The 26,496-nt window shown below is 41.3% G+C and carries 22 protein-coding genes; 19 read left to right on the top strand and 3 right to left on the bottom strand.

Annotated features, from left to right (window positions below; translation table 11 throughout):
• Nucleotides 1-40: 40 nt before the first annotated feature.
• The 12 genes from OCV20_RS15595 (at nucleotide 41) to wecA (OCV20_RS15540) (ending at nucleotide 13,934) form a co-directional block, all read left to right on the top strand.
• On the top strand, nucleotides 41-961 hold the full coding sequence (locus OCV20_RS15595; RefSeq protein ID WP_086773621.1) for an IS5 family transposase: 921 nt from the start codon (nucleotides 41-43) through the stop codon (nucleotides 959-961).
• A 295-nt stretch (nucleotides 962-1,256) separates the two neighbouring features.
• On the top strand, nucleotides 1,257-2,588 hold the full coding sequence (locus OCV20_RS15590; protein WP_086774553.1) for a flippase: 1,332 nt from the start codon (nucleotides 1,257-1,259) through the stop codon (nucleotides 2,586-2,588).
• 4 nt (nucleotides 2,589-2,592) lie between these two features.
• Nucleotides 2,593-3,501 (top strand): glycosyltransferase, encoded by a 909-nt coding sequence (locus OCV20_RS15585; protein WP_086774554.1) that lies wholly within the window; start codon nucleotides 2,593-2,595, stop codon nucleotides 3,499-3,501.
• Nucleotides 3,498-4,487 (top strand): polysaccharide pyruvyl transferase family protein, encoded by a 990-nt coding sequence (locus tag OCV20_RS15580; protein WP_086774555.1) that lies wholly within the window; start codon nucleotides 3,498-3,500, stop codon nucleotides 4,485-4,487. The genes OCV20_RS15585 and OCV20_RS15580 overlap by 4 nt, the downstream gene beginning before the upstream one ends.
• 10 nt (nucleotides 4,488-4,497) lie before the next feature.
• A complete protein-coding gene (locus tag OCV20_RS15575) occupies nucleotides 4,498-5,706 on the top strand; it encodes a glycosyltransferase (RefSeq protein ID WP_086774556.1) in 1,209 nt (402 codons plus the stop codon).
• Between the two features lie 80 nt (nucleotides 5,707-5,786).
• Complete coding sequence (locus tag OCV20_RS15570; protein ID WP_238382807.1) at nucleotides 5,787-6,746, top strand: EpsG family protein; 960 nt, start codon at nucleotides 5,787-5,789, stop codon at nucleotides 6,744-6,746.
• Nucleotides 6,739-7,998: a glycosyltransferase family 4 protein gene (locus tag OCV20_RS15565; RefSeq protein ID WP_086774558.1), complete on the top strand. Its 1,260-nt coding sequence runs from the start codon at nucleotides 6,739-6,741 to the stop codon at nucleotides 7,996-7,998. Before OCV20_RS15570 ends, OCV20_RS15565 begins: the two co-directional genes overlap by 8 nt.
• 55 nt (nucleotides 7,999-8,053) lie before the next feature.
• On the top strand, nucleotides 8,054-9,091 hold the full coding sequence (locus tag OCV20_RS15560) for a polysaccharide biosynthesis protein (RefSeq protein ID WP_086774559.1): 1,038 nt from the start codon (nucleotides 8,054-8,056) through the stop codon (nucleotides 9,089-9,091).
• Nucleotides 9,092-10,195, top strand: a complete 1,104-nt coding sequence (wbjC, locus tag OCV20_RS15555; RefSeq protein WP_086774560.1) for a UDP-2-acetamido-2,6-beta-L-arabino-hexul-4-ose reductase — start codon at nucleotides 9,092-9,094, stop codon at nucleotides 10,193-10,195. It begins immediately after the preceding gene.
• Between the two features lie 17 nt (nucleotides 10,196-10,212).
• Nucleotides 10,213-11,343: a non-hydrolyzing UDP-N-acetylglucosamine 2-epimerase gene (gene wecB, locus OCV20_RS15550; RefSeq protein WP_086774561.1), complete on the top strand. Its 1,131-nt coding sequence runs from the start codon at nucleotides 10,213-10,215 to the stop codon at nucleotides 11,341-11,343.
• Nucleotides 11,343-12,545 (top strand): glycosyltransferase family 4 protein, encoded by a 1,203-nt coding sequence (locus tag OCV20_RS15545; protein ID WP_086774562.1) that lies wholly within the window; start codon nucleotides 11,343-11,345, stop codon nucleotides 12,543-12,545. The genes wecB and OCV20_RS15545 overlap by 1 nt, the downstream gene beginning before the upstream one ends.
• Before the next feature lie 285 nt (nucleotides 12,546-12,830).
• Nucleotides 12,831-13,934, top strand: a complete 1,104-nt coding sequence (gene wecA / locus OCV20_RS15540; protein ID WP_086775992.1) for a UDP-N-acetylglucosamine--undecaprenyl-phosphate N-acetylglucosaminephosphotransferase — start codon at nucleotides 12,831-12,833, stop codon at nucleotides 13,932-13,934.
• A gap of 272 nt (nucleotides 13,935-14,206) precedes the next feature.
• On the opposite strand, the gene wecA (OCV20_RS15535) is transcribed toward wecA (OCV20_RS15540), so the two are convergent.
• Entirely contained in the window at nucleotides 14,207-15,271 is a 1,065-nt protein-coding gene (gene wecA / locus OCV20_RS15535; protein WP_086775991.1) for a UDP-N-acetylglucosamine--undecaprenyl-phosphate N-acetylglucosaminephosphotransferase, read from the bottom strand.
• Nucleotides 15,272-15,622: 351 nt separating this feature from the next.
• Here wecA (OCV20_RS15535) and gpmM point away from each other — a divergent pair, with 351 nt between their 5' ends.
• Nucleotides 15,623-17,155 carry a 2,3-bisphosphoglycerate-independent phosphoglycerate mutase gene (gene gpmM, locus OCV20_RS15530; RefSeq protein ID WP_086775990.1) on the top strand — a complete coding sequence of 511 codons (1,533 nt, stop codon included), beginning with the start codon at nucleotides 15,623-15,625 and terminating at the stop codon, nucleotides 17,153-17,155.
• 413 nt (nucleotides 17,156-17,568) lie between these two features.
• Here gpmM and OCV20_RS15525 read toward each other — a convergent pair whose 3' ends face one another.
• Nucleotides 17,569-18,057 carry a methylated-DNA--[protein]-cysteine S-methyltransferase gene (locus tag OCV20_RS15525; protein WP_086775989.1) on the bottom strand — a complete coding sequence of 163 codons (489 nt, stop codon included), beginning with the start codon at nucleotides 18,055-18,057 and terminating at the stop codon, nucleotides 17,569-17,571.
• A gap of 181 nt (nucleotides 18,058-18,238) precedes the next feature.
• Nucleotides 18,239-19,582, bottom strand: a complete 1,344-nt coding sequence (locus OCV20_RS15520) for an MATE family efflux transporter (RefSeq protein WP_086775944.1) — start codon at nucleotides 19,580-19,582, stop codon at nucleotides 18,239-18,241.
• A 156-nt stretch (nucleotides 19,583-19,738) separates the two neighbouring features.
• Between OCV20_RS15520 and OCV20_RS15515 the strand changes: the two genes are divergently transcribed.
• From OCV20_RS15515 to OCV20_RS15490, 6 genes are all read left to right on the top strand, one after another.
• The gene (locus OCV20_RS15515; RefSeq protein ID WP_086775945.1) at nucleotides 19,739-20,863 is read left to right on the top strand and encodes an LPS O-antigen chain length determinant protein WzzB; all 1,125 of its coding nucleotides are present in this window, start codon (nucleotides 19,739-19,741) and stop codon (nucleotides 20,861-20,863) included.
• Between the two features lie 182 nt (nucleotides 20,864-21,045).
• On the top strand, nucleotides 21,046-21,336 hold the full coding sequence (locus tag OCV20_RS15510) for a co-chaperone GroES (protein ID WP_017061289.1): 291 nt from the start codon (nucleotides 21,046-21,048) through the stop codon (nucleotides 21,334-21,336).
• Nucleotides 21,337-21,387: 51 nt separating this feature from the next.
• Entirely contained in the window at nucleotides 21,388-23,034 is a 1,647-nt protein-coding gene (groL, locus tag OCV20_RS15505) for a chaperonin GroEL (RefSeq protein WP_048618410.1), read from the top strand.
• Between the two features lie 356 nt (nucleotides 23,035-23,390).
• Entirely contained in the window at nucleotides 23,391-23,732 is a 342-nt protein-coding gene (locus OCV20_RS15500) for a four helix bundle protein (protein ID WP_086775943.1), read from the top strand.
• A gap of 464 nt (nucleotides 23,733-24,196) precedes the next feature.
• Entirely contained in the window at nucleotides 24,197-24,754 is a 558-nt protein-coding gene (locus OCV20_RS15495) for a VC2662 family protein (protein WP_017068001.1), read from the top strand.
• Nucleotides 24,755-24,992: 238 nt separating this feature from the next.
• Nucleotides 24,993-26,471, top strand: coding sequence for a sensor domain-containing diguanylate cyclase (locus OCV20_RS15490; protein WP_086775606.1), 1,479 nt, complete (start codon nucleotides 24,993-24,995; stop codon nucleotides 26,469-26,471).
• The last annotated feature ends 25 nt before the right edge of the window (nucleotides 26,472-26,496 follow it).

Genomic DNA, 26,496 nt, shown 5'->3' with positions numbered 1-26,496 from the left:
TACGATCTGATCAGCTACCTCCACTCTATCTCGTAGTCCTATGCCTAAGCCTCGTTATAAAACAACCAACTGGAAGCAATACAACCGATCACTCATTAACCGTGGTTCTCTGACTTTTTGGATTGATGAAGAAGCAATAAGCGGATGGGCGCAAAGCAAACAGAATAAGCGCGGTAGGCCGCGTCGGTTCAGTGATTTAGCTATCACGACAGCACTCATGGTCAAACGAGTTTTTTCTATGCCATTGAGAGCGCTGCAAGGATTTATCGACTCGATATTTAGGTTAGCCCATGTACCGTTAAGTTGTCCGCATTACACCTGCATCAGTCGTAGAGCCAAGCAAGTTGAGGTTTCATTTAAGACTAAAACGAGAGGAGCGATACAGCACCTAGCCATTGATGCTACTGGCCTTAAGGTTTATGGCGAAGGTGAATGGAAAGTCAAAAAACATGGGACGGATGGCAAGCGTAGAGTCTGGCGAAAGCTGCATATTGCAGTCGATACCAACACTCATGAGATCATTGCCGCCGAGCTAAGTTTATCGACGGTTACAGATGGAGAAGTACTCCCGAACTTACTGAAACAAACACGCCGAAGTATCCTTGAGGTGTCTGGTGATGGCGCTTACGACACGAGAGCGTGTCACGCTGCTATTAAGATTAAGGGAGCTATTGCGCTTATTCCCCCAAGAGAAGGGGCTGCCTTCTGGGAGCGTGGTCACCCTCGAAATTTCGCCGTGGGTTGCCAGAAATTATACGACTCAAATAAGTATTGGAAAGAGCGGTATGGATACCACAAACGTTCACTCTCAGAAACAGCGATGTATCGAGTTAAACAGTTGCTAGGAGGGAAACTGAGCTTAAGAAATTACAATGCCCAGGTGGGTGAAACTTACGCGATGATAAAAGCGTTGAACAAGCTTACTGGGTTAGGTATGCCTGAAACTTGTCGTATTGACTAAGAAACAAGCGAAACGGGTTGGCTCTATCTCTAAATTTAATTACGCAACAAAGCCCCTTCTATGTCGACAATAGCTCGAGTTAGGGAGCGATTAGTATTACTCACTACAGAAGTACGTTATCGAAAATATAATGAGATCACCGCTATACCAGAGTTACTTGTACTGCTTGTGCTTGATGCCAATTAATGTTTTGGGTTGTGAGTATCTTTTAAAGGTTTTAGCGAGCCTTGATTTACGGGGATATCTATGAATATCCCATGCCCTCTGATGTTACAATTATATATAGACTAATAAGATGAGTAAAAAATATTTATCAAGTCTTTTGGCTTTGATTGGGGATAAAGTTGTTAGAATCCTTTTAGGCCTATTTGTAGGCGTTTGGATTGCTAGATATTTAGGGCCAGAGGAGTTTGGCAGACTAAGCTATACTCAGAGTATAGTCGCTTTTATTACTGCATTCTGTTCCCTTGGCTTAGAAGGAATTTTGACAAAAAAATTAACCGAAGGAAATTTATTTCAAGCCGATTTACTAGGCACATCATTGTTACTTAGATTGTCAAGTGCTTTATTTAGTGTCTTTATTGTTTTTTCTATTACGCCTTTTTTTAGCGTATCTGTTGATTTTGAAATATTATTGTTGACATTGTCGACAATTTCCGTTTTTCAATCTTTTAGCGTATTTGACTCATATTTATATTCAAAGGTTTTAGGGAAGTTTATTGCAATAAACTCATTGGTAGCAGTAACCTTATCATCTATCGCTAAAGTCACTGTTATTATTTTAGACTTAGGTATTAATTTATTAGCTTTCGCAATCGTTAGTGAATTCGTTTTTATAATGTTCGGCACTTTAGTCCTAGCAAGAAAATTAGAATTTAGTATCATTTCATGGACTTTTGATATACGAGTTGCAAAAGATTTAATGAAAGATAGCCTCCCATTAATGTTGAGTTCTTTTGTTATTATAATATATATGAAAATAGACACCATCATGATATCGAAGTTATTAGATGAAAGAAGTGTTGGTGTCTATTCAGCTGCAACAAAAATAGCAGAGTCAATTTATTTTATACCAATGGTTATTTCATCTACGTTACTCCCATATTTGATAAAGAAAAGGAAAATTTCAAATGAAGAATACAATGAGGCATTTTTTGATTTATATACAATAATGAGTACTATCGCATTCTTCCTTGCATTAATGGTCACGATTTTTTCCGAATCAATTATTTCTATATTATTTGGTTCAGAGTACATTGGAGCTGCCAGTGTTCTATCTATCAACATCTGGTGCTCAATTTTTGTATTCTTAGGGGTTTCTTGTAGCAAGTGGTTTATTATCGAAGGATTGCAGAAGTTGACTTTTTATAGAACGCTACTTGGTGCTTTTTTAAATGTCGTACTGAACTTTTTTGCTATTCCTAACTTTGGAATTGAAGGTGCAGCATTCTCTACGTTGATATCTCAATGCTTTTCGTCATACCTATTTAATTATTTCACACTTAAAACTAGACATGTGTTTTTTATGCAAACACAAGCTATTGGTATGATATTTAGGCCTCATCGTTTTTTGAGCGTAATTTTAAAGTATAAGAGGTTGTTTTTTATATCTAAAATAGGAGTTTGATTAAATGTACCAAGATAAAAAGCCGGTTCTTCTAATAACATTCAACAGGCTTGATGTAACTATCAAAGTTTTTGATGTGATTAAGGAATATCAACCTACTCATCTATATCTTGCGTCTGATGGTGCTAGAGATATTCCGGGAGAAGAAGAGGTTATTGAAGAAATAAGAACCTACTTAACAGCTAATATCGATTGGGAGTGTGAAGTTAAAACACTTTTTCGCTCAAAAAATGTCGGCTGTAAAAAAGCGGTAAGTGAGGCGATTAATTGGGTATTTGATTTCGAAAAGTCTTGTATAATTCTTGAGGATGATTGTCTTCCTAGCCCAAGTTTTTTTGATTTTTGCAGCGAAATGCTAGACAAGCATGAAGTTGATGAAAGAGTTTTCCTTGTTAGTGGTTACAATAAGCAAAATACTTGGCGAGAAAAAGAAGTCGACTATTTCTATTCAAATCTTGGTGGTATTTGGGGGTGGGCGACTTGGAGGAGAGCTTGGAAACATTTTGATATAGGTATTAATGATTTACCCTTATTCATTGAGCAGGATGGCTTTTCAAATGTATTTGGTAAGAAACTGGGCAATATTCGCAGGAAGCAGATCCAAGATTGCTTTAGGGAAGGAGTAAGTGCTTGGGATTATCAGTGGGGTTATTGTAGGCACAAGAATAATGCACTCGCAGTTGTTCCTTGTGTTAGTTTAATTAAAAATATTGGTTTTGGAGATGATGCAACTCATACATCTTACAATGTTCATAAAGATGTGGAATTACATGATTTAGAGTTCCCACTGAAAGAGAATTATTTTATTGTCCCTGATAGATTGTATGATGAAAAATTTATGTCGAATGGTAATTTTAAGAAAAGGCTAGTTCGAAAGTTAATAACACAAAAAGAAAGGTTGCTGAAAAGATGACGATTAAAATTGGAAAGCCAGGATTACTTTTAGATACATCTATATCAACGTTGAATCTTGGTGATGAAATAATTGTTGATTCTGTTAGGAAGGAAATGTCAAAAACTTTTGAGGGGAAAGGTTTTTTTAGAGCACCAGCCCAAGAAAAAATTTCCATACCTACTTATAGAGTTGCAAAAAGAACTGATATTCAATTGGTTTGTGGTACCAACCTCTTAAATGGGAATATGCCATTCTATAAACAATGGAAGATAGATTTTATAGATACGCTTTTTTTAAAAGAAATCTGCCTTGTTGGTGTTGGGTGGTGGCAATATCAAGATAAAGTCAACATTTACTCAAAGACGTTACTCAAACGTGCACTTTCGGAAAATGTTATGCATTCAGTTCGTGATAACTACACTCTGGAAAAATTAAAGTCAATAGGGATCAACAATGTAGTTAATACGTCTTGTGCTACAATGTGGTCATTGACTGGGGAGCACTGTGCAAAAATACCTACCTCTAAAAGTAACGATGTTGTCTTTACTTTGACTGACTATAAACCAAATAAGCTTGCGGATGAAACCCTTATTGAAACTCTAATTTCTAACTACAATAATATATATTTTTGGCCTCAAGGATCAAGGGATTTGATTTATTTAGATTCTTTAGGAGTAGATATCTCAAAAATAAAGATACTCCCGTTTACTCTGGCTGCATATGATGAGCTTTTAGAATCAAATGATAGCATTGATTTTGTTGGAACTAGATTACATGCTGGTATTAGAGCATTGCAGTATGGAAAGAGAACTCTAATATTGGCTGTTGATAATCGAGCTGAAGAAAAAAGAAAAGATTTCAATCTACCAGTCGTCGAAAGAACTGCGTTTTCATCAATTAAAGAGCGTGTTGAAACATCATGGGATACGAATATCATAATCCCTGAAAAAGAAATATTGTTATGGAAAGAGCATAATTTAAACTATATAAATAATTTGATTTAAAACTGAAACTATGACTGATAGATATTTAGTATTGGGTTTTTCTATCCCAGATGGTGAAATGAAACTAGAGTTTGAGAAAGATGAGCTCCCGCAAATTCAAACACATTTATTTAATAGAAACTTAATTAAATGTTTTGAATCAATAAATAATATTCGGTGCGAATATCTTTCTTTTAGACCTGTTTCTGATTACCCATTAAACAAGAGTTTGTATTTAAAGAAAAAAAAATGGCATGAAAAAATCGGAGAGTTTGAGATAGAGATTCAAGAAATGCCGTTTATCAATTTTGGTATTTTTAAGATTATCAGCCGTTTGATATCTGTTCTCTTTTTTGTACTGCATAGGGTTGTAACAAATAGACCTAAAGGAATCGTTGTTTACTCTGTCCACTTACCATATATGTTGACGGCGTGGTTGGCTACAAAACTCCTTCGCATTGAATTAATTAGTGTCTGGACGGACCCCCCGTCAATAGATAGTAAGCATGACTCTAAAGTTAAAGGTATGTTAAGAGGTTGTGAGTCGTGGTTGTCTAGGTTCCTCATGAGTAAGTCAATGAAAAATATTGTTCTGACAAAGTACTTAGCTTTAGATTTTAGTCCAGGATCTCAATATGAAGTAGTTGAAGGTTTTATAGATGACTTCATAAAAAATGTTAGACAAGAATCTAAGCCTAATACTAAAATTGTTCTCTATGCTGGTAGTTTACATGAAAGATATGGGATCTTAAATTTGATAAAAGGTTTTAGGAATTTAGATAAACCTAATATAGAACTTCATATTTATGGTAGAGGTGATTCCGAGTCTGCTATTCAGGATATGATACAAGAAGATAAGAGAATAAAATATTTTGGTTTTGTAGATAATTCGATTATCAAGACACGTTTATCAAAAGCTAGCATCCTAATAAATACAAGAAGTAATTCTGAATATTTTGTGAAATACTCATTCCCTTCAAAAACTCTAGAATATATAAGCTCTGGCACTCCTCTAATGACTACTATGCTGGATAGTTACCCAGAACAGTATAAAGATTATATATTGGAGTTGAAAGATAATGCTCCAAGTACTATAACGGAAAGGCTAGATATGGCATTTTTGATGGACGATAAGGATCTATATGATTTTGGATTGAAAGCAAAAAAATTCGTTCAAAAAAATCATTACAGACATGTGGCAATAAGAGTGGAACGTCTTTTGAATAGTTCTAAAATATAGCGAGAGGATAACCAGTGATCATACACGTTGTATTTTTATTATCAATTATCCTTGCGGTTAAAATAAAAAAATCATATACGATGTTCGCCTTTTCTCTAGTCATTCTATTCATATTTTTGGCTATTAGGACCGATTTTGGAAATGACTTTGAGAGTTACAGGCATACTTACTATTCACTGAGTATGAACCTTCAAGCTTGGGGGCAGAATGATAAATTGTTTGTTTATCTGAACAGTATATCACCCACATTTGAATTTTTCATTTTTATAACTAGTTTAATCTATATAGTCACAATTGGCTGGTTTATTTGCACGTATCTAGATAATAAGTATTACAGCTTTTCGTTGTTTTTCCTGTTAATAAATCCATATCTGTTTTTGATACATGCTTCAGCTTTACGGCAGATGCTAGCGATGTGTCTGGTTATATTTGCATTTCATTTTCTAATAAATAGGAAAAAATTGCTTTATGTCCTTATCATACTCGCTGCATCTGAGTTCCACCCAAGTGCCGTAGCTTTACTTTCATTAGTTGTCGTTCCTTTTAACAAAAGGCCGTCAACCATGTTAAAAGTAACCCTAGTTTTTTCTTTGCCAATAATGCTGTCATCAAGTGTATTTAGTTCATTACTCGGTTTTATTCTTGATTTCTTACCGCAGTATTCCCACTATGAATCAGGTGAAGGTAATTCTCTTCGATCTGTTTTACTATCATTTATTATATTTTTGTTTATCTTAATTAGAATGAACACTGTTGATGACAAGCATGTTCCGTTTGTTAATATGACTCTTATATCATCTTACCTATCATTATTGGCATTTAATCTAGGTATGCTGACAAGATTTGCTATATATTTCGATGTTTTTTCAATTGTTGGTATGCCTGTGTTATTTTCCAATTTAAGAAAAGATAAAAAGGCATTTTTGTTTGGATTATTAGTGCTAGCCATATATATATTGCGATATTATTCTTTTTTTACTAACAACTTATGGCAACCATTCTTTCAGTACAATTCAGTTATAGGAGTAACAAGTGGTTAGAAGTATCCTTTGGGTCGTAAATGTTCCATTACCTGAATATTCTCATATGGTCGGCCTTAAAGTTTGTAATTTTGGAGGGTGGCTGCTTAATGCGTCTAGTTATCTTTCTAAGTCGTCAGGTTTTAGATTATCTATCTCCTTCCCTGATTATTCTCTGAAACCTGGCGAGACGAAGATTGTCGTGGGCGAACATATTACCTATTATGCTTTCGGTAAGTTTGATATCAAGGATCACACTATAGTAAATGATGTGATCCGAGATTCTAAAGCAGATGTGGTCCATGTATTTGGTACTGAACTAGAGCACTCATATTCTTTTTCTCTTGAATCTCGAAAATTAAACATTGAATCAGTTGTATCTATACAGGGGTTAGTTTCGGTCATTTCTAAGCATGTATCTACTAGAGTTCCCAAAATAATGCAATTTCCGTTTACATTTAGGTCGTTAATAAGAGGTGATTCAATAAATGGTTTAAGGGCGCTATATAGTAGACGAGGTGAGTATGAAAAAAACACATTACGCTTATCTGGGAATGTAATAGGTAGAACCGATTGGGATAAAGCGTGTGTTGAGTTGATCAACCCTCAAGCAAATTATTTTCACGTAAATGAAACCCTACGCCCTACTTTTTATGAAAAATTATGGGATATAGATTTGGTTCAGAAAAGATCCATCTTTGTTAGTCAGGGAAATATGCCATTTAAAGGGTTGAATGTTGTTCTAGAAGCCATGGCTTTATTAACTGGAAAATATCCTGACTTGCGGCTTTATTTGGCTGGGACGGATCCGACCAGAAGTAAGTGTAAACTCAAGTATGTAACAATGACAAGTTATGGGGCATACCTTGATTGGTTAATTAGTAAACTGAATATAAGAAGTAATGTGGTTTTCTTGGGGAATATTAGCGAATCTGATTATGTTGATCGTTTAACAAGAAGTCATGTTTTTGTGTCGGCATCTTCAATTGAAAATAGTCCCAATTCGGTATGCGAGGCTATGTTGGTCGGAACCCCTGTGATTTCCTCGTTTGTCGGAGGTGTAAGTTCTCTTTGCGAACATAAAAAGAGTGCGATGCTTTATCAACATAACGCTGAGTACATGTTGGCTAATTATATTTCAGAAGTTTTTGAAAATGACGATTTAGCTTTATCACTTTCATACCATGCGAAAGAGAAAGCCAAAGTCACGCATGATATCCCAAGGAATGGTGCGGATTTGATCGAAGTATACGAGACTATTTTAAGAAATTAGTAATTTAATATTCAATCTAAGTTTATACGCTTAGAGATTTTGATAGGAGTTTGTAATGTATACCGGAAAAATTTTACTTATAACCGGAGGTACTGGATCTTTCGGTAACGCTGTCCTCGACCGGTTTTTAGAAACTGATATAAAAGAGATACGCATATTTTCTCGAGATGAAAAAAAACAAGATGACATGCGCAAGAAGTACAACTCGTCAAAGTTGAAATTCTACATCGGTGATGTTCGTGATTTTCAAAGTGTGAATAATGCAATGCGCGGTGTTGATTATATTTATCATGCGGCGGCTCTTAAACAGGTACCTTCTTGCGAATTTTATCCTCTTGAAGCAGTAAAAACCAATGTGTTAGGCACTGAAAACGTACTTGAGGCGGCAATTCAAAATAACGTCGAACGTGTGGTTTGCCTGAGCACCGATAAAGCTGTATACCCGATTAACGCCATGGGTATCTCTAAAGCGATGATGGAAAAGGTGATTGTGGCAAAAAGCCGTAATCTGGGACATACGAATACTACTATTTGCGCTACCCGTTATGGCAATGTTATGGCCTCTCGTGGTTCGGTTATTCCGCTATTTCTTCGTCAAACATTCGCAGGCGAACCTATTACAATTACTGACCCAAGCATGACTCGTTTTATGATGACATTGGACGATGCCGTGGATTTAGTGCTACACGCGTTTGAGCATGGCTCAAACGGTGATATTTTTGTTCAAAAAGCACCTGCCGCAACGATTCAAACCTTGGTTGAAGCATTATTGCAAGTAGCTGGTAATTCAGCGCATACGGTGAATGTGATAGGTACTCGCCATGGCGAAAAACTTTATGAAGCTTTGTGTAGTCGCGAAGAGATGTTTGTTGCGCAAGATCAAGGTCAATATTACCGTATACCATCAGATAACCGTGATTTGAATTATTCAAAGTTTAACGAAGAAGGTGAAACAGATTTATCAGCAATAGAGGATTACAATTCTCACAATACTGAGCGTTTGGATACAGATGGGATGGTAGAACTACTGCGTAAGCTAAGCTTTATTCGAGAAATTGAAGCTGGCAGTTCAGTTGTTCCAGAGGGCGTATAAATGAATATTATAGTGACCGGTGCCCAAGGCTTTATTGGTAAAAACCTTTGTGTGATGCTGTCAGAGAAAGGATACGATTCTGTTATTCAGATCGATCGAGATACACCACAAGAAGAGATAAAACTGGCACTTGAAAGTGCCGATTTTGTTTACCACCTAGCGGGAGTTAATCGCCCTACAAATCAGTCTGAGTTTACTACAGGTAACGCGGACTTTACCAAATTTGTGGTGAATGAATTAAAAGCTAATGGTCGTAATACGCCTATTATGCTGAGCTCTTCTATACAAGCGAGTTTGGATAATGCTTATGGCGCGAGTAAAGCGCAAGCGGAGGCCTTGGTAGCTGATTATGGTAAAGACACTGATGCGGGTACTTTCATTTATCGTTTCCCTAATGTCTTTGGTAAATGGTGTCGACCAAACTACAACTCATTTGTGGCGACGTTCTGTCACAACATCGTGAACGGCATTGATATCAACATCCACGACCCTAGTGCTCCAGTCTCCTTGGTATACATTGATGACGTGTGCCAGGCGTTAATTACTCTACTCGAAGGCAAGGTAGATAGTGGCTTGAAACAAGTTCCGGTGGAATACAACACAACAGTAGGTGAAATTGCCAACCTTCTTAACGCATTCAAAGAGAGTCGCGACAATCTAGTCACTGAGCATGTGGGCACAGGCTTAACTCGCGCGTTGTACTCGACTTATTTGAGTTATTTCGAACCGTCTAAATTTCACTACACTTTACCAAAATACGGCGACGAGCGTGGTGTATTCTGTGAAATGCTTAAGACGAAGGAGTCGGGTCAATTCTCATTCTTTACGGCTCACAAAGGCATAACACGTGGTGGTCATTATCATCATTCTAAGAATGAGAAGTTTTTAGTGATTAAAGGTGAGGCCATATTCAAATTTGAGCATGTTGTCACTGGTGAGCGATACGAACTAGCTGTTAACTCTGATGAAGCGACGGTGGTAGAAACGGTACCGGGTTGGAGTCATGACATCACCAACACAGGTGAAGAAGAGTTGATAGTGATGCTGTGGGCGAACGAGATATTCGATAGAGAAGCCCCGGACACGATAGCTAAACCACTGTAATAATTAAGAGAACTATAATGAAAAAATTAAAAGTTATGTCGGTAGTGGGGACCCGTCCTGAGATTATCCGGTTGTCACGTGTATTGGCTAAACTCGATGAGCATTGCGAACACATTTTGGTTCATACTGGTCAAAACTACGATTATGAACTCAATGAAGTTTTCTTCAACGACCTTGGTGTCCGTAAGCCAGATTATTTTTTGAATGCGGCTGGTAAAAATGCAGCAGTGACGATCGGACAAGTAATTATCAAAGTCGATGAAGTATTGGAAGAGGTGGAGCCTAGTGCAATGCTTGTGCTTGGTGATACTAATTCATGCATCTCAGCTATTCCTGCTAAACGCCGCAAGATCCCTATCTTTCATATGGAAGCGGGTAACCGTTGTTTTGACCAACGTGTGCCGGAAGAAACGAATCGAAAGATAGTTGACCACACTGCTGATATCAACCTGACGTACAGCACGATTGCGCGAGATTACCTCGTTGCGGAAGGTCTGCCTGCGGACCGAGTGATCAAGACGGGGAGTCCTATGTTTGAGGTTCTGAACCATTATATGCCTGAAATCGATGGCTCAGATGTACTTGAACGTTTAGATTTAGAAAAAGGCCAATTCTTCGTAGTTAGCGCACACCGTGAAGAAAATGTGGATTCACCAAAACAGTTACTTAAACTTGCAGATACGCTGAACACAGTAGCTGAGAAATATAATCTTCCTGTTATTGTGTCGACTCACCCTCGCACGCGTAATCGCATTGAAGCGCAAGGGCTAGAGTTCCATCCTAACATTCAACTTCTTAAGCCTCTTGGTTTCCATGATTATAACCATCTGCAAAAGAACGCCAAGGCGGTTCTTTCTGATAGTGGAACAATCAATGAAGAAGCTTCGATCATGAACTTCCCTGCATTGAACTTACGTGAAGCACATGAACGTCCTGAGGGTATGGAAGAAGCATTTGTCATGATGGTTGGCCTTGATGTTGAACGAGTGTTACAAGGTCTGGCTATATTAGAGTCTCAACCTACGGGTGAAGAGCGCTTGCTAAGAGAAGTCTACGATTATTCAATGCCGAACGTCTCTGATAAAGTAGTTCGCATAGTTCATTCTTATACTGACTATGTTAAGCGTGTTGTCTGGAAAGAGTACTAATGAGATTAGCGTTAATCGTTGACGATTATTTGCCCCACAGTACACGTGTTGGGTCAAAGATGATGCATGAACTTGCTCTAGAGTTAATAGCGCAAGGGCATGAAGGCACGGTTATCACCCCTCACTTTGATAAAGATAAGCCAAGTTTTATTGAAGATAAACTAGAAGGCGTCATAGTTTGGCGCTTTCGTTCTGGCCAAATTAAGGATGTCCCTAAGGTCAAGCGAGCGATAAACGAAACGCTGCTTTCCCATAGAGCTTGGTGTGCAATTCAAGGTAAAGTCGATAAAGATACATTTGATGGGGTTGTTTACTATTCCCCATCAATTTTCTTCGGATCATTGGTATCAAAGCTGAAAAAGTGCTGCCAGTGCAATAGCTATCTCGTTTTACGTGATTTTTTCCCAAAATGGGCTATTGACTCGGGTTTGATGAAAGAAGGCTCTTTAATTGAGCGTTACTTTAGGTTTTTTGAATCTTTTTCTTATCGCCAAGCCGATACCATTGGCGTTATGTCGGAAAAAAATCTAGAGATATTCAATTCTAATACTGAGTTGCGCTATCCAACCACTATACTGCGAAATTGGGCCAACCTCTCCCCTCACTACCTTCCAGATAAGGTAAGCAACTTGAGAGAACGATTAGGATTGAATGACGAAGTCATTTATTTTTATGGTGGTAATATCGGTCACGCTCAGGATATGGCGAACTTGATGCGCCTAGCTAAAAGTATGCAATGCTTCGATAAAGCGCACTTTCTTTTTCTAGGACAGGGTGACGAAGTTAAGTTAGTAAATAACTTAATGAAAGAGTGGGGTTTAACCAATTGCTCTTATCTACCTTCCGTCTCTCAAACTGAATTCAAAGATATTCTAGCTCAAGTCGATGTAGGACTCTTTTCTTTATCTGCCCAGCACAGTGCTCATAATTTCCCTGGCAAACTACTAGGGTATATGGTTCAGTCATTGCCCATCTTAGGTAGTGTGAATAAAGGGAACGACTTAATGGATTTAGTGAATGCAAATCATGCCGGGTTGATTAGTGTTAATGGCGACGATGGTGTTTTCTTTGAAAATGCGAGCAAACTACAAAGTGATGTAGAGTTAAGAAAGAGTATCGGAGATTCAGGCTATCAGTTACTGAAGAAAGAATTTGCAGTAGGGAATATAGCGCGTTCAATCGTTGAGTCGTTGAGTCGTTGAGTCGTTGAGTCGTTGAGTCTATTCCCAATAGTCTTATGTAAAAGATAGGATCCTTCGCGATCTTCTTTTTTTATAATAAAAACGGCAATTTAGTCGGATGACCGTCCCAGTGCTGAGACTAAATTGAGACGGTTTTACTTTATGTTGATCCTTCCCAATAGGTGAGAGCTCTTGGCTTACTAGGGAGCGCTGCCTTCTTTCAGTACCACGCAAGTTCAAAACCGCTTCTCATTCATAGCTACTCAATAATAGCGGAAATACAATAACCAAAAAAGGCTTAAACCCATGTCACTGTTTGATTACCTTATCGAACTCTCCATGTTCTTCTTTCTCTCCTTTGCTGTATTGTACTGCATGCGTAAAGTGGGCTACGCCATTGGCTTGGTCGATAAACCGAATGCCAGAAAACATCATGAAGGTGTGGTTCCTCTGGTGGGAGGCATCTCTCTTTGCATTACTGTGTTGTACTTCCTTTACGTGAATGCGGCTGAGTTCAAGAGGGTTGAGATAGCGGCGGCGTGCTTAACGGTACTGGTATTGATTGGGGTGGCCGACGACCGCTTTGATATCAGTTTTAAGCTCCGAATGGGCGTGCAAGCCATCTTAGCTTTGATCATCATGAACTATACGGGGTTAACCCTCTCTCATGTCGGTAATGTGTTCGGATTGGGTGTGCTGGATTTCCCTATCGTGGTTGATAGCATCGTTACTGTCATCGCTGTGATCGGTGCCATTAATGCCTTTAACATGGTCGATGGTATTGATGGGCTGCTGGGTGGCTTAAGCATGGTGGTGTTTGCATCGTTAGGTGTGGTGTTCTTTGCTTATGAACTCGAGTTTTACACCTTTTTTATGGCTGTGATGGTGGTGATCTTATTACCCTTTGTTCTGTTCAATTTAGGGTATTTTGGCAAACTGCGTAAAGTGTTTATGGGCGATGCAGGTAGCATGATGATCGGCTTTATTGTGATTTGGGTGTTGATTGGTGGTACGCAGTCTCAAGAGGGGCCTTATATTATTCGCCCTGTCACCGCCTTGTGGCTAATCGCAGTGCCTTTGATTGATATGATGGCCATTATGATTCGTCGGATTCGTAAGGGGCATTCTCCGTTTAAACCGGATCGCGAGCATTTTCACCATATTATGCAGCGTATCGGCTTTACTCCTCGTGAGTCGTTAGTGGTGATCTGTTTGGTGCAGTTGCTGTACTCAAAGTTGGGGTTATTGGGCGAATACTTCCAAGTGCCAGAATACATCATGTTCTACACCATTATGGCGTGTTTCACATTCCACACTTACGCGATGACGCACTCGTTTAAGATGGCGAAGATAGTAAGAAAATGGAAGAAGCTAGAGGAAAAGACATCTGAGGAAGCTGCAGTATTATAAGGTGATGGAGTGAAGAACTACCAGCATTCTCATGTTTATAGCAGCGGCAGTTAGCTTCCCTTATCGCCTGTTTCATTCATCGTTGTCTGTTGTTGTTGATGATTAGCCCATTCAGTTTTCTGGTTGCCATAACTCAAGCTATAATGAGCAAAAGGGCCCAATCTCAATACGAGGTTGGGCCCTTTTTGCGTTTAGCTTGAGAAGTTTTGACTTGAAAGCTCGTTCATTGAACGTACTTTCTGGAAACTAAACCATTAATACACTGTTAATCACTAGTAGACTTTCTCTGGAAGGTTACGCAAACTTCTAATCCAGCTGGTGATGCGCCAAACATAGCTCATGGCTACAGTGTATGAAGCAAAACAAATCATAAACAGGATGAACATGGTCGATTCAGCTATCGCTAGGAATTCACCGTAGATACCGAAGCCTGCAAAGCTACTTGCGATAGCACAAATGATGGCGAGCGTTTGACGCGATGTATAACCAAGGCGTTGGAAAATATGGTGTAGGTGCTCACGGTCGGGCTTGAAAGGGGAGTCACCGCGGCGCACACGTCTAAACATGATAGCGGCCATATCCATCAGCGGGACAGCAATCAACCACAATGCAGTGATCGGTCGTATCATGGCTTCTGATGGGTCTTGGCTTGCGCCTAACAGTAGCCAAATCACAGTAAAGCCGATCATCATGCTGCCTGCATCGCCCATAAAAACCTTACGCGCACGCCCAAGAATACCGAGGTTCATTAAAATATAGGGAATCGTCGCGGCAATAAATACAGCACACAAGTAAGCCAGGCCGTGTTGACTGTCGATTTTAAGCAAAATGGCGATACCCGCAAAGGTCACAATCGCAAGGCCACCTAACAGGCCATCAATGCCATCGACCATATTGAACGCATTGATAGCACCAATCACAGCAAGTACCGTGACTACAGGGCTAAGAAACCCTAGATGCAGCTCTCCGGTCCCAAAGAGGTTACCAATGTTTTCTAGTCGGATATCGGCGAAATACATCATGCAAATGGAGAGGATCGCTTGAACTACAAGGCGAATCTTGAAGCTGATATCGAATTTGTCATCAAGCGCGCCGATAAAAATCAGCGCTGCGATAGAGGCCAAAAAGAGCTGGCTATGGGGGATCACATCGGGGTGCGTGACGAGGAACTGGCCTATGGATAAGCTAATAGCAATGCCACCGACCAGTGGGATCGCACCATTATGCAACTTTCTTTCGTTGGGTTTATCCACCAAGCCAACGGCTTTCGCTACTTTTCGCATCAAAAATAGTGAGGAAAAGGAGAAGAAGCCAACAAATGATAGCTCTAATAACATAATGAACTCTAGCCAGTTTTTTGTAGGAATTTTAATTGCGTGTAGCTTACGCTAAAATCATCCATATGTACACTTGGTTGAGTATGCTTTATTCGGTGCATTTTGAGCGTGACATTCGGTTTTAGTATGTAATTTGATGTTAATTAAGAATGATGATCACTAAGTTGTAGCCAATATTATTGTTCAAGCTTTATATAGGCCTTTCATACAAAATGACGCTTTTTTTCACATTCGATCATCCTACCTGCGCCCTTTCTTGATCTTCCACTACAGTTTTGACTGTAAACTGTAGTAAAATTACGCTAATTTGTTTTTATACCGATTTATTTTGAATTGAACGAGGTCAGTCCTATGTCAGCTAAGAAGCCAATGGCTCTAGTGATCCTTGACGGTTACGGTTACCGTGAAGACAACCAAGACAACGCTATCGCGAACGCTAATACTCCTGTATTAGACGGTCTTATTGCTAACCAACCTAACACGCTAATCTCGGCTTCTGGCTTAGATGTAGGCCTACCTGATGGCCAAATGGGTAACTCTGAAGTGGGTCACACCAACATTGGTGCGGGTCGCGTGGTATACCAAGATCTTACTCGTATTACTAAGTCAATTTCAGACGGCGAGTTCGGCCAAACTGAAACGCTAGTGAACGCTATCGACAAAGCGGTTAAAGCTGAGAAAGCGGTTCACATCATGGGTCTTATGTCTCCAGGTGGCGTTCACTCTCATGAAGACCACATCTACGCAGCCGTTGAAATGGCAGCAGAGCGTGGCGCAGAGAAAATCTACCTACACGCATTCCTAGACGGCCGTGATACGCCGCCACGTAGCGCAGAAAACACACTGGCACGCTTCCAAGAGCTGTTCGCTAAGCTAGGTAAAGGCCGTGTGGCTTCTCTTATTGGTCGTTACTACGCAATGGACCGTGATAACAACTGGGACCGCGTTCAAGAATCTTACGACCTGCTGACTCAAGCAAAAGCTGAGTTCACATTCGACACTGCAGTAGCTGGCCTAGAAGCGGCTTACGCTCGTGACGAAAACGATGAGTTCGTGAAAGCGACTGAAATTAAAGCAGAAGGTGAAGAGTCTGCCGCTATCGTTGATGGCGATGCGGTTATCTTCATGAACTACCGTGCCGACCGTGCTCGTGAAATCACACGTGCATTCGTTCCTGATTTCGACGGTTTTGCTCGTAACGTATTCCCAGCGATCGATTTCGTGATGCTAACTCAATACGCAGCAGATATTCCTCTTCTATGTGCATTCCCACCGGCTTCTCTAGAGAACACATACGGTGAGTGGCTATCGAAAGAAGGTAAAACGCAGCTACGTATCTCTGAAACAGAGAAATACGCGCACGTGACTTTCTTCTTCAACGGCGGTAAAGAAGATGAGTTTGAAGGCGAAGAACGTCAGCTTGTTGCTTCTCCAAAAGTAGCAACGTACGACCTGCAGCCAGAAATGAGCGCGCCAGAGCTGACTGAAAAGCTTGTTGCTGCAATCAAAGGCGGCAAATACGACGCGATCGTTTGTAACTTCCCTAACTGTGACATGGTTGGCCACACTGGCGTTTACGATGCAGCGGTTAAAGCGGTAGAGTCGCTAGACGAATGTCTGGGCAAAGTAGTTGAAGCAATCAAAGAAGCTGACGGTCAACTGCTTATCACTGCAGACCACGGTAACGCGGAAATGATGGTAAACCCAGAAACGGGCGGCATCCACACTGCACACACTAATCTACCAGTGCCACTTATCTACGTGGGCAACAAAGACGTTGAGTTCAAAGAGGGCGGTAAACTGTCTGATTTAGCGCCAACGATGCTTTCTCTGTCTGGTATCGCAATCCCGGCTGAAATGTCAGGTGATGTGATCGTTAAATAATTGTTTGGCTCAGCGGTTCACGTTGAGCTTTAACGATTTTGAAAGCCCGCACTTCAAAGTGCGGGCTTTTTTATAGATGCGAGATACGAGTAAACGGGATTCGAAGAGCTTAAGAGCAGATGGGTGGTATGGGTAAACGAGATGCGAAGAGCTTAAGGGCAGATACGGGATACGGGTAAGCGAGATGCGAAGAGCTTAAGGGCTGGTGCATGATACGAGTAAGCGGGTCACTAACAGAATGAGAGCTGTTATATATTCGCATCTCGTTACTCTCATCTGCTCTAGACTGTCATTCCAGAATTGAGGAACGAAATATCTGGAATCCCATGCCACGTATTACTTGTCATATTCGGTGTTCAACATAAAGAGAGATTCCCTATCACGCGTGCCTCGCTGTAGGGAATGACGTGAGGTTATTTGTTGGTTTTCTTTAATATGGAGAGTTCAAAATCCAGTAACCATTCTTTGCGGTTCATGCCGCCGGTGTAGCCGGTTAATGTCCCATTCGCGCCGATGACTCTATGGCAGGGAATAACGATACTAAATGGGTTCTTGCCGTTCGCACCACCGACTGCCCTTACGGCTTTTGGGTTGTCCATTCTCTTTGCTTGCTCACCGTAACTGATGGTTTCGCCATAAGGAATGGTCGTTAAAGCCTGCCAAGCGGCTTTTTGAAAGTCCGTGCCTTTTATCGCTCTTAATGGCAAATCGAATTCTGTTCGTTGACCTGAAAAGTACTCATCTAACTGTTTCGTCGCCAGTTGGCAAAGCTCATCTGGATTGCTAGTCATTAACTCTTCATGATTTACATGGTCAATTTCAATAAGCGACACACCATTACTCACAATGATCATCTTGCCAATTGGTGCGTCATAAAGCATTTTGTAAGTGGTGTCTTCCATGGGCTGTTTTCCCTCTTTATAGTCTTTAGTATCTCTTATCTACTCTTAATCTTTTTGTATCTAGTACCTGCTTTTCAGGCTCTTCGAATCTCGATACCCGAATCTCGCATCTGCTCTTATATCTTTTCGTATCCCGGTTACCCGAATCTCGCATCTGCTCTTATATCTTTTCGCATCTCGATTACTCGAATCCCGTATCTGCTTTAGCCCTTACACGAAGTGCAAAACAATACCCTGAAACGCCGCCGACAATGTTCCCCAAAGCTAAGCCTATAAACAGCCCTTCGACTCCATCAATTTGGCTGCCTATCCAAGCGAACGGCAAGGTAAAGACAAATAAACGCATGAAGCTCCATTGAAAGGCTTTCAGTGGTTGATGCATCGCATTCATCCCACTTATCAGCATCATCACAATACCTTGGAACCCATAGCTAAAGGGAACGACTAATAGGTAATGCCACAAGATGCCTCGTACGGATTCTTCTTGAGAGAATAGAGCGGCTAAAGGAATGCTCAGTGGCACCATCATCAAGAAAATCAAACCTTGGAACATCACAGCAAAACGCATACTCAGAAACAGTGCCTTAAAGCTGCGTTGTGGGTTGTTTGCACCAAAGTTCTGCGCCATGAAAGGCGTAAGAGCCGAAGTCAGAGACATCAACACAATGATAAGAATGGATTCAATACGCTGGGCAGCACCATAAGCAGCAACGGCTTCGGTTCCCTGTTTGGCCAACATCATCATTATGATGGCGCCCGCTAATGGATTGAGTGCATTGGACAGTGCTGCAGGAGTGCCGATGGTCAGTATTTGATGCCAGTCGCTAAGGATGTTTTTGACATTCGGTAATGCCAGAAGCTTTTCTCGTTTAATCAAGATGTACAGAGAGCAACACAGAGCGCCAAACCAACTGAAACCACTGGCAATCGCGGCTCCTTGAATCCCTAATTCAGGAAAAGGGCCGTAACCAAAAATAAGCAAAGGGTCAAGAACGCCGTTGATTAATCCTGCTAGCATCATAATTTTAGCTGGCGTCTTTGTATCACCACTGGCACGAATAGCGCTGTTGCCTGCCATTGGGATCACTAACAGGGGAATGGTGACATACCAGATCAGCATGTATTCAGAGATCAGAGGCAGTAACTCCGCTTCGGCACCCAGCAAGGTAAATAAGGGTTCGAGTGAGATAATGCCAACGGCGGAAGCGCAGCAGACCAGAAGTAGCGCGAGTAATAATCCATGACAGGTAAATCTCGCCGCATTTTGAGCGCAGCCTTGACCAAGTAAACGCCCAATACACGTCGAAAGGCCGATACCAATTCCCATGGTGATGCAGTTAATCGCAAAGGTGATAGGAAAGGTGAAGCTCACCGCAGCAAGGGCTTGTGTACCCAGTAATGAGATAAAGAAGGTATCGACGAGATTAAACATCAAGATCGCCACCATACCGAATATGGTCGGTATGGTCATGGTACGCAATGTACTCTCAATTGGGGCGGTTAATAGCCCGTGCCTATCTTGCATGTAAAACGCCGATTGAACTAGAATATAGTTAGGATACAGTGAATTGTGAGTAGTCTGAAGATCGCTTTCATAAAGTTTACAAATCACACAATACTAACAGCATACGGTGTGATAGCATTCTACCGTTATTTATTTAGATGTTTTGAGAGATTTACAGTGAAGCAGCAGAGTCAACCACAGCCTTACTCCCCGGAAAATCCGCCAATGTTCCACTCAAATGACAAAATTGATCTTCGAGAACTTTTTAAAGCATTATGGGATGGTAAATTAGTCATAATATTGGTCACTGCTCTATTTACGGGTGCTAGTATATGTTTTGCTTTGCTAGCTCAAGAGTGGTGGTCCTCTAGTGCAAAAATTACAAAAGTTCAACCTCAAAATCTAGCTGCATACCAGCAGCAAGTGAAGCAGTTTCAACCAGTTTTTGACATCTATCAAGAAGATGGCACAGTCCTTGTCAATAAGGAGTTAGATCGCTTGGTTCACTCAGAGGTGTTGTTCCAGCGCTTTGTGAATGCCTTTAATTCAACTAATAATAAGAAGGTTTTTTTAGATAATAGTATTGATTTTCATGAGTTTAATGGTTCTATTGGGACTAATGCATCAGATATGACAGCTGATGAAGTTAGAGCTCTATATGCAAAATGGTTTGATAGGATTTCAGCCTCTAAAGTCGACAAGAAGAATGATAATTCACCTTATACTATCAGTTTTCAAACTACCTCTAAGGAGAGCAGTTTCGAATTACTATCCTCGTATATTGAAGCAACGGAATCTAGTGTTCATCAGGATGCATTTAATAACTTAAGAGCAGTAGTAAATGGCAAGAAAAATGAACTTATCCAGCAAAAAAGAATTTTAGAAAGCCAGGCAAGTAATAAATTATTAGTTGAAATTCAGCGAGCAAAATACGCAGCTCAAATTGCCAAGTCAGCGGGCGTTGATAGACCGATTCAAACTGGCAACGAGAAAGAGTTATTCAGTATTGACTTGGGTGCAAAGGGACTAGAAGCCAAAGTTAAAGCTCTAGAATCCGTTAAAAATTTAAGTGTTGTAGAGCCGCGCCTTCAACAAATAGATGCAAAGCTAGAGATGCTTGATAATCTTGCGATTGATAGGACTGTTGAGTTTCAAACTTTTCGTTTCCTCGAAAATGTTGAACAGCCGATTACTCGTGATAAACCTAAACGAGCTTTGATTGTTGTGCTTGGTACATTACTTGGTGGAATGCTAAGTGTTGCGATAGTGCTAATACGTTTTGTGTTTCGAAAAGAAGACTAAGTTTCAAACGGCTAGTGCGACCCACTAGCCGCTTTCTTTTTACATTTGTTGCAGTTTGAGTTTCTTCACAAAAATTCCAACTTGACCCTTGGGATCTTTCACATCGCCCCAACATACTCTTTAACCCCATGCCAATCGTGGCAACTATCAAATTAAATGGAAATTATCAGGAGATACGACCGATGAATATCCGTCCTCTACACGACCGAGTTATCGTTGAGCGCCAAGAAGTTGAATCTAAATCTGCTGGTGGCATCGTTCTAACTGGTTCTGCCGCTGAAAAATCAACTCGCGGTACAATTCTAGCTGTTGGCAAAGGCCGCATTCTAGAAAACGGTTCAGTACAACCATTGGACGTTAAAGTTGGCGACACTGTTATCTTTGCTGAAGGCTACGGCACTAAGTCTGAAAAAATCGATGGCAAAGAAGTTCTGATCATGTCTGAAAACGACATCATGGCGATCGTTGAGTAATCCGACCCATAAACCTGAACTGACTGAATAAAGAATTTAAAGGAAATAAAGATGGCTGCTAAAGACGTTAAATTTGGTAACGACGCACGTATTAAAATGCTAGAAGGTGTAAATGTTCTGGCTGACGCGGTAAAAGTAACGCTAGGTCCTAAAGGCCGTAACGTTGTTCTAGACAAATCATTTGGCGCACCAACGATCACTAAAGATGGTGTATCAGTTGCACGTGAAATCGAACTTGAAGACAAGTTCCAAAACATGGGCGCACAAATGGTTAAAGAAGTGGCTTCGCAAGCGAATGACGCTGCGGGCGACGGTACTACTACAGCAACCGTTCTTGCTCAAGCAATCATCACTGAAGGCCTAAAAGCCGTTGCTGCTGGCATGAACCCAATGGATCTTAAGCGCGGCATCGACAAAGCGGTTATCGCAGCGGTTGAAGAGCTAAAAGGCCTTTCTGTTCCATGTTCTGATACTAAAGCTATCGCTCAAGTAGGTACTATCTCTGCGAACTCTGATTCGACAGTAGGTAACATCATTGCTGAAGCGATGGAAAAAGTAGGCCGTGATGGCGTTATCACAGTTGAAGAAGGTCAGGCTCTACAAGACGAGCTAGACGTAGTGGAAGGTATGCAGTTCGACCGTGGCTACCTATCTCCTTACTTCATCAACAACCAAGAAGCGGGTTCTGTTGATCTAGAAAGCCCATTCATCCTTCTTATCGACAAGAAAGTTTCGAACATCCGTGAACTTCTTCCGACTCTAGAAGCGGTTGCTAAGGCATCTCGTCCACTTCTAATCATCGCTGAAGATGTAGAAGGCGAAGCGCTTGCGACTCTAGTTGTGAACAACATGCGTGGCATTGTGAAAGTGGCTGCTGTTAAAGCGCCTGGTTTCGGTGACCGTCGCAAGTCTATGCTACAAGACATCGCTATCCTAACGGGCGGCACGGTTATCTCTGAAGAGATCGGGCTAGACCTTGAGAAAGTAACGCTAGAAGACCTAGGTCAAGCTAAGCGTATTACTATCACTAAAGAAAACTCGACTATCATCGATGGTGCAGGCGATGAAGTGATGATCCAAGGTCGCGTTTCTCAAATCCGTCAACAAATCGAAGATGCAACGTCTGATTACGACAAAGAGAAACTTCAAGAGCGCGTAGCTAAGCTAGCTGGCGGTGTTGCAGTAATCAAAGTTGGCGCTGCGACTGAAGTTGAAATGAAAGAGAAGAAAGACCGCGTTGAAGATGCACTTCACGCAACTCGCGCTGCAGTTGAAGAAGGTGTGGTTGCTGGTGGTGGTGTCGCACTTATCCGCGCTGCGTCTAAAGTTGCTGGCCTTGAAGGCGACAACGAAGAGCAAAACGTAGGTATCCGTGTTGCACTACGTGCAATGGAAGCTCCGATTCGTCAAATCACTAAGAACGCTGGTGATGAAGAATCAGTGGTTGCTAACAACGTTCGCGCTGGTGAAGGTAACTACGGTTACAACGCGGCGACTGGCGAATACGGCGACATGATTGCTATGGGTATCCTAGATCCAACTAAGGTAACTCGTTCTGCACTTCAGTTCGCTGCATCAGTTGCTGGTCTTATGATCACGACAGAAGCGATGATAACAGACAAACCTCAAGATGCGTCTGCTGCTATGCCTGATATGGGCGGTATGGGCGGTATGGGTGGCATGGGCGGTATGATGTAATCATCCCCCCTTTCTCGTAACAGAGAAAGCCATACATAAGCTTTAGAAAACGGAGACTTCGGTCTCCGTTTTTTTATGTTTAAAGAGCAGATACGAGATGCGAGTAATCGGGATACGAAAAGCTTGAAAAGCAGATGAGAGATGTGGGTAATCGGGATACGAGGAGCTTGAAAAGCAGATGAGGGATGCGGGTAATTGAGATACGAAGAGCTTGAAAGGCCGATGGAGATGCGAGTAAGCGAAATTCGAGAAGATAAAAGCATAAGATCTGAACTATCTCTAACTTGGTTCTTTATTAATACTTTTCTACGATGTTATTTTGAGATGATTAGGTTTTCGGTCTTTAGGTAGAAATTGTGCTTTATAGAAAACTTGATGTTTGGCAACGAAGCCGGCAGTTATCGATAAATGTTTATCGGGGAACGTCCATGTGTAGAGATTTTGGTTTCAAAGACCAGATTACTCGCAGTGCTTTATCTGTACCTAGCAATATTGCTGAAGGCTGTGAGCGAAAGTCTCTTAAAGAGCGTAAGCACTTCTTCGCAATCGCTAAGGGCTCTATAGGTGAATTTGCAACTCAAGCCGATATAGGCGTTGAAGTTGGATTTATTCCTAGGGACGTTGGTGAGCAATGGCAATCTGAAGCGCTTCAAATCTCACGTATGTTAGGAGCTTTAATCAAGTCACTAGAACAATAATTTCCTTTGCTTTTCTCATCTCGCCACTCGCATCCTGTATCTGCTTTTATCTCCGCTCTTTGCCTTTCGCATCTCGTTCACTCGAATCCCGTATCTGCGTTTATCTCCGCTCTTTGCCTTTCGCATCTCGTTTACCCGAATCCCGTATCTTCGTTTATCTCCGCTCTTTGCTTTTCGCATCTCGTTCACTCGAATCCCGCATCTGCTTTATCTCTGCTCTTAACCTTTCGCATCTCGTTTACTCGCATCCCGCATCTGTTTTATCTCTGTTCTTTGCCTTTCGTATCTCGTTTACTCGTATCCCGTATCTGCTTTTCCATTGCTCTTTATGATTTAGCGGCTTATATTCAACAGTACAGTTATGACATTGATTTAACATGGATAGCTGTTTAATAAAGGACAATAAATGCTTGATTAAAAAATGGATTAATCAAGTGAACAATAAGTCAGTGGAGACTCCCCCAATGAAAAAACTACTTTCAGTACTTGCTGTGTCTGCAGCAGTAATGGCACCGGCAGCGTTTGCTTCTTCGCCAGTTATGTTTTCAACGATTAACGGCTTCAACGCACCGGATTCAGATGCGGTTGGCGGTGTGCGTTTGGCTCTGCTTCACGGGCAAGTTAACGACCTTAAAGGTGTCGATCTTGCCGTAGTTGGTATGTCTGAGACGCAAACGACCACAGGTGTGAACCTTGGTATTTTTGGTGCATCAAAAGTGAACCAAGAAATGACCGGCGCATCTCTAGGTTTCTTCAACTGGAACACGGGTAAAACAACCGGTGTTAACCTTGGCGCTGTGAACATTACTAATGATGTGAAAGGCGCGAACGTGAGTTTCGTTAACTACTCAGAAGGTAACACTATGGTTGATGTTGGTGCAGCGAACCTTTCAGAAGTGTCTACGGTTCAGGTTGGTATCTTCAACAAAACCAACAAAATCGAAGGCGTACAAGTTGGTCTGATCAACTGTGCTGACAACGGTTTCTTCCCGTGCTTCCCGATTGTAAACTTTGCAAAATAACGCGGTCGTTTAGCCTTTGGTTATACGATTGGCGAGCAACGTTCAGTTAGTGCATTAGTTTTTAAGCGCTAAGCGTTATCAACGCCTAAACCCTTGTTTAGGCGTCATTACATTCAATTCCACTTCCATGATAAACTTCTCAAACCACCTAATAAGCATGTTGTTTTATATTTGTTGTTGCGATGTTTAAATTTATAAGTACAATGTGCGATAAATTCCCAATGATGATTTATATGCTTTGATTAACCACCATACCGTCGATTTTAAAAAGGCTTTCTTAGGCCTGACCGCCAGTTTTTTAGTAGTTTTGAGCTTGTTGCTCGTTGATTCAGCGGAAGAATCAGATAAACAGTATGGAATGGAAAACCAAGGCGTGACGCGCTCTTTAGCGGAGCTCACACAGATCATAAATGCGCTTGAGTACAACATCACTGCGCTTTATCCACTGCATGGGGATACCTACGTATTCTCGCATGACAAAAAGATCGAAGGTGAGACGTGCTACTTCACCAGTGAGGAGCAACATGCCCCTCGTTTCGATTTTATGTTCTCTGGCCCTCGAGAGATGTGCAACCCGAAATCGGACCTTTATACCGAAGCGGGTAAGCGCCTGTTCATCGCGCCGACCATGGCTTATTTTGCCAATACCATCGATACCATCTCTGCGATTTACTTCATTTCAAAAGAGAAGTTCATTATCTCTTCACCTTCTGACTTTGCCAGTTACATTAAGGGCGACACCTTTGATTCGGTTGTGAATAGCAGGCCTTATTGGGTGAACACGATTCGCTTTGGCTTAGCTCAAGGGCAAGACCAAGTGGTGTATACCGGCCAATATGATGATTACTTAACAGGTCAGAAAGTGGTGACCTTAACCAAAGGAATTTACGTCAATGGTGAGTTTAAAGGGGTATTGGGTGTCGATGGTTATGTCTCGAACCTCGTATCGAACCCTACCCATGGCTATAAAGTCACAAGTACTCGAGGCGCAAACAAATACGGGTTTATGGACTTTACCTATTCCAAGCCTCTGTACGTTGATGACATTAACACCCAGCTGTATCTGAGTATTGAAGAAGATAAGAGCGAGCACTTTCTGCATGTGTTGGAGATGGAGAAGATTCAGCTTTCGATACTGTTGGTTTTGTATCTGCTCTCGGTTTTATGGCTGTGGCGCTTCTATACAAGACAAGAGCACCAGCGTCTAAATGACCTTGCAATGCGCGACCCATTAACGGGCTTGCTGAATCGACGTGGTTTTGAGGCTCGATTACTGGCCCAGGATGAGGAGCCGATTATTGGTGTTGGCGTGTTTGATATCGATGATTTCAAAGTCGTTAATGATCAGCATGGCCATAAAGTGGGGGACGAGGTGATTTGTCATGTTGCTCGGTTGATGCTGAACAGCGTTAGGCAGCAAGATATCGTGGCTCGATTTGGTGGCGAAGAGTTTGTTGTCGCGATTACGGGTGAATCGTCGGAGTTACTTTCATCGATCTTTGAGCGAATTCAAAACGACATTAGCCTACAGAGTTATCGATGCCCTACGGGTGACAAGATTAGTATTTCTGTGTCTGGCGGCGCGACGCTTTACTCTTTGTATAAGTTCGATAGTGTCGGGCACTTGTGGGAAAACCAGAGTATTCGTTCCTCGGATGAGCAGCTTTATAAAGCAAAGGCTGCGGGTAAGAATCAGGTGTGTATTCAGGTGTATTAAGCGCTTTCGTACAAACTTAAAGCCT

It is taken from the genome of Vibrio coralliirubri (assembly GCF_024347375.1).
GTDB lineage: Bacteria > Pseudomonadota > Gammaproteobacteria > Enterobacterales > Vibrionaceae > Vibrio > Vibrio coralliirubri.
Note: the sequence above shows the minus strand (reverse complement) of the source record. Positions and strands in the feature narration are given on the sequence as shown.

Coding starts and splice junctions, on each gene's coding strand:
- OCV20_RS15595 (WP_086773621.1), top strand. CDS start 41: ATGCCTAAGCCTCGTTATAAAACAACCAACTGGAAGCAATACAACCGA.
- OCV20_RS15590 (WP_086774553.1), top strand. CDS start 1,257: ATGAGTAAAAAATATTTATCAAGTCTTTTGGCTTTGATTGGGGATAAA.
- OCV20_RS15585 (WP_086774554.1), top strand. CDS start 2,593: ATGTACCAAGATAAAAAGCCGGTTCTTCTAATAACATTCAACAGGCTT.
- OCV20_RS15580 (WP_086774555.1), top strand. CDS start 3,498: ATGACGATTAAAATTGGAAAGCCAGGATTACTTTTAGATACATCTATA.
- OCV20_RS15575 (WP_086774556.1), top strand. CDS start 4,498: ATGACTGATAGATATTTAGTATTGGGTTTTTCTATCCCAGATGGTGAA.
- OCV20_RS15570 (WP_238382807.1), top strand. CDS start 5,787: ATGTTCGCCTTTTCTCTAGTCATTCTATTCATATTTTTGGCTATTAGG.
- OCV20_RS15560 (WP_086774559.1), top strand. CDS start 8,054: ATGTATACCGGAAAAATTTTACTTATAACCGGAGGTACTGGATCTTTC.
- wbjC (WP_086774560.1), top strand. CDS start 9,092: ATGAATATTATAGTGACCGGTGCCCAAGGCTTTATTGGTAAAAACCTT.
- wecB (WP_086774561.1), top strand. CDS start 10,213: ATGAAAAAATTAAAAGTTATGTCGGTAGTGGGGACCCGTCCTGAGATT.
- OCV20_RS15545 (WP_086774562.1), top strand. CDS start 11,343: ATGAGATTAGCGTTAATCGTTGACGATTATTTGCCCCACAGTACACGT.
- wecA (WP_086775992.1), top strand. CDS start 12,831: ATGTCACTGTTTGATTACCTTATCGAACTCTCCATGTTCTTCTTTCTC.
- wecA (WP_086775991.1), bottom strand. CDS start 15,271: ATGTTATTAGAGCTATCATTTGTTGGCTTCTTCTCCTTTTCCTCACTA.
- gpmM (WP_086775990.1), top strand. CDS start 15,623: ATGTCAGCTAAGAAGCCAATGGCTCTAGTGATCCTTGACGGTTACGGT.
- OCV20_RS15525 (WP_086775989.1), bottom strand. CDS start 18,057: ATGGAAGACACCACTTACAAAATGCTTTATGACGCACCAATTGGCAAG.
- OCV20_RS15520 (WP_086775944.1), bottom strand. CDS start 19,582: ATGCAAGATAGGCACGGGCTATTAACCGCCCCAATTGAGAGTACATTG.
- OCV20_RS15510 (WP_017061289.1), top strand. CDS start 21,046: ATGAATATCCGTCCTCTACACGACCGAGTTATCGTTGAGCGCCAAGAA.
- groL (WP_048618410.1), top strand. CDS start 21,388: ATGGCTGCTAAAGACGTTAAATTTGGTAACGACGCACGTATTAAAATG.
- OCV20_RS15495 (WP_017068001.1), top strand. CDS start 24,197: ATGAAAAAACTACTTTCAGTACTTGCTGTGTCTGCAGCAGTAATGGCA.